Source organism: Stutzerimonas sp., from assembly GCF_982611455.1.
In genome coordinates this window covers 1-2773 of record NZ_CEXBBO010000078.1, presented here as the reverse complement: position 1 = coordinate 2773, position 2773 = coordinate 1, and the positions used below count along the sequence as shown (strand labels likewise).

Below are 2773 nucleotides of genomic sequence, written 5' to 3'. Positions count from 1 at the left end.
CCCAACCCCGCTTCGCCCCGAGGCGGGCCTCCCACGAAAGCAGTCGGTGCTCATCACCTCACTGTGGGAGGCGCGACCCGCGGCGAACGCAGGCCGCAGGACTGCCGCTTCTCGCCAAAAGCCTGCAGGCTGAGGCTCTAACGCCGCGCCACCGCCAACAACTGCCGCGCCTTGCGCTGATCGTCCTCGTCCAGTTCCATCAGTAGTTCGGGCTTGCCGGAGATCAGCAATGCCAGCGGCGCACCGTCGCGATAGAGGATGCGATTGCCCGTCACTGCGGGTACACGATCACCGGGCAAAAGGGTTCCGATCTGATTCAGTGGATCGACCGCCGAGACCGCGATCATTTCGCCAGACAGAGGCCGCTTGCGTACCTCACGCAGCAGGCCGACCGCCTCCGGCAAGGCAAATTGCTCGCCCGGCACGCCGGCCACGAAGCGTCCACCGCGAATTTCGCCACGCGCTTCGAGCCGATGATAAACACGCAGCAAGTCGCGCCAGGGCGGCAGCCAGTCCGCTTCACGGTCCAGCAACCGCCAGAACACCACGCCGTATCGGCGCAGCAGCGTCATGGCAATGTGTTCCAACGCCTCAGGGTCAAGTGTCGGCCGGCGCGTGGGCGCTTCGACGGGCGCCGATGCGCCTTTGCGCACCAAGGCCCAGCGACCTGCATCCGCCATACCACCAATGAAAGCGCCGCCGCGGCTTTGCCGAGTGCTACGTGACCGTTTCGCCGCGGGCGCCAACAACGCGCGCAGACCAGCGAAGCTATCAGCATTGACCAGCCCGACCGCGACCAATTCACCCAGCGCATCCTCCAGTTCGCTGCGTAACAGGTGCGCTTCATGTTGCAGCTCATCGAAGAACAGCGCGCCCTGCCCTTGCAGCGTCTCGAAGACCCGCTGCGCCCGTGACGAAAGCTCCGGCTGCGCGGCGTCGCCAGCCAGTGCGTACCAGGCCGCGAGATGCCGGCGCGGCAATAGCACGATGGGGGTGCCGCGAACCGGGCCGCCACTGGCCTTGATCCGCCCCGCCAAACGCGTCCAGACGATGCGCCCAGACCGGCAGAGTTCGTCCAGCCAGGTGCCGCCGTAATCCTTCAGCCGGGCGGGCAGCAGATCGCTTTCCCAGGCTCCGGCTGCGGCCTGGAACCCCTCAAGTTGCTCGACCACCGTGCCGAGCGCATCGCGGCCCTGCATCCGCGTCGTCTCGGACAGGTGCTGCCAGTCGAACAGAAAGCGCATGAAGTCCGCGCGCTCGACCGGCTCGATCTCGCGGCGCAGGCGCTTGACCGTGTAGCGATGGATGCGCGCCAGCAGATGCCGCTCGCACCACTCTTCCTCCGCCGCGCCCGGTGTGAAGCGCCCGCGCAACACATAGCCCTCGGCCTCCAGGCGCGTCAATGCCAGCGCGACGGCAGAGGCTGGCAAGGCTAAAGGCCGTGCTATCAATGAAACAGGCAAGGGACCGAACGCCGTCAGCCGTGCGCGGATCAATTCCGTCAGCGCCTCGTCCTCCGTCAACACCTCGTCGAAGCCTGGCAGTGCCTGCAATGGCGGCGTGCAGATGGCGCTCGGGTAAATCGCTTGCAAGATATTGAGCCGCTCCAACGGCAACCAGAGCGCACGATCCTGAGCCACCTGCATATGCGTCGCTCGACCGCCACGTGCCAGCTCAACGAGCCAGACCGGCCATTGCGCCTGAGTCAGAGCTTCGCCTTCGGCGATGCATCCGAGCCCAACCAGCGCCTCGTGCAGTTCGTCCGCATTGCGTGCCTGAGGCCAGGCTTCTTCACCCACCGCCTCGATCGCCGCGGCGTCCAGAGCACCGAGATCGTCACTGGATTCGGGGTCGGTCCAGCGACGGTTCAGCACAGCCTGAGTGCGCCGCTCTTCCAGCGGCGCATCATCAAGGAAGGCATACGGACGCGCGCCAAGCACTTCCATCGCCAGCGGCGACGGCGCAGGCAGGTCGCGGGCCAGCAGCTCGATCTGGCCGCTCTCGATGCGCCGTAGCAGCGCCAGCCAGCCTTCGCTGTCCATCGCCTCGTGCAGGCAGTCGTCAAGCGTCTGCGCCACCAGCGGATGCTCGGGAATTTCCCGCTCGCCGACGATGTTTTCCAGGCAAGCGACCTGATCAGGGAAGACCGTGGCCAGCAGGTCTTCGCTCTTCATCCTTTGCAGCTGCGGCGCCACCTTGCGCCCACCGGCCATACGCGGCAGCGCCAGGGCAGTCGTCGCGTTCCAGCGCCAGCGCACGCCGAACAGCGGCGCATCGAGCAGGGCCTGGATCAGCACCGCCTCGGCGCTGTTGGAGTGCAGATAGCGCCACACCTCTTCGAGGGGAAAGCTGTGGCTGGTGGAAAGCGAAAAGATGATCGCGTCCTCCGTCGCGGCAGCCTGCAGCTCGAAGTTGAAGGTACGACAGAAGCGCTTGCGCAGGGCCAGGCCCCAGGCGCGATTGATTCGACTGCCGTAAGGCGTATGGATGACCAGCTGAGTGCCACCGGATTCGTCGAAGAAGCGCTCCATGATCAGGCGGCTTTGAGTTGGAAGCGCGCCCAGGGCCGAGCGGGCGCGCGCTAGGTATTCGACGATCTGGCGGGCAGCGGCGTCTGGTAGAGCAAGTGTGTCCATAAGCCAATCGATGGCGAGGGTTAGGTCGACCGTGCGTACCGCCTCCCCCTCACCCCGGCCCTCTCCCCGTTGGGGAGAGGGGGTGAACCGCCCCGCATTCTCCGGAGGCTCTTTGGTGTGAGTCATGCCGCTTGGGC

1 protein-coding gene is annotated in these 2773 nt (G+C 66.0%); it reads right to left on the bottom strand.

Going from position 1 to position 2773, the window contains the following annotated elements:
* Positions 1-137 precede the first annotated feature (137 nt).
* The coding region (locus tag AC2LD7_RS21850; RefSeq protein WP_484599703.1) for an Lhr family helicase at positions 138-2773 on the bottom strand (2636 nt) is incomplete at its 5' end.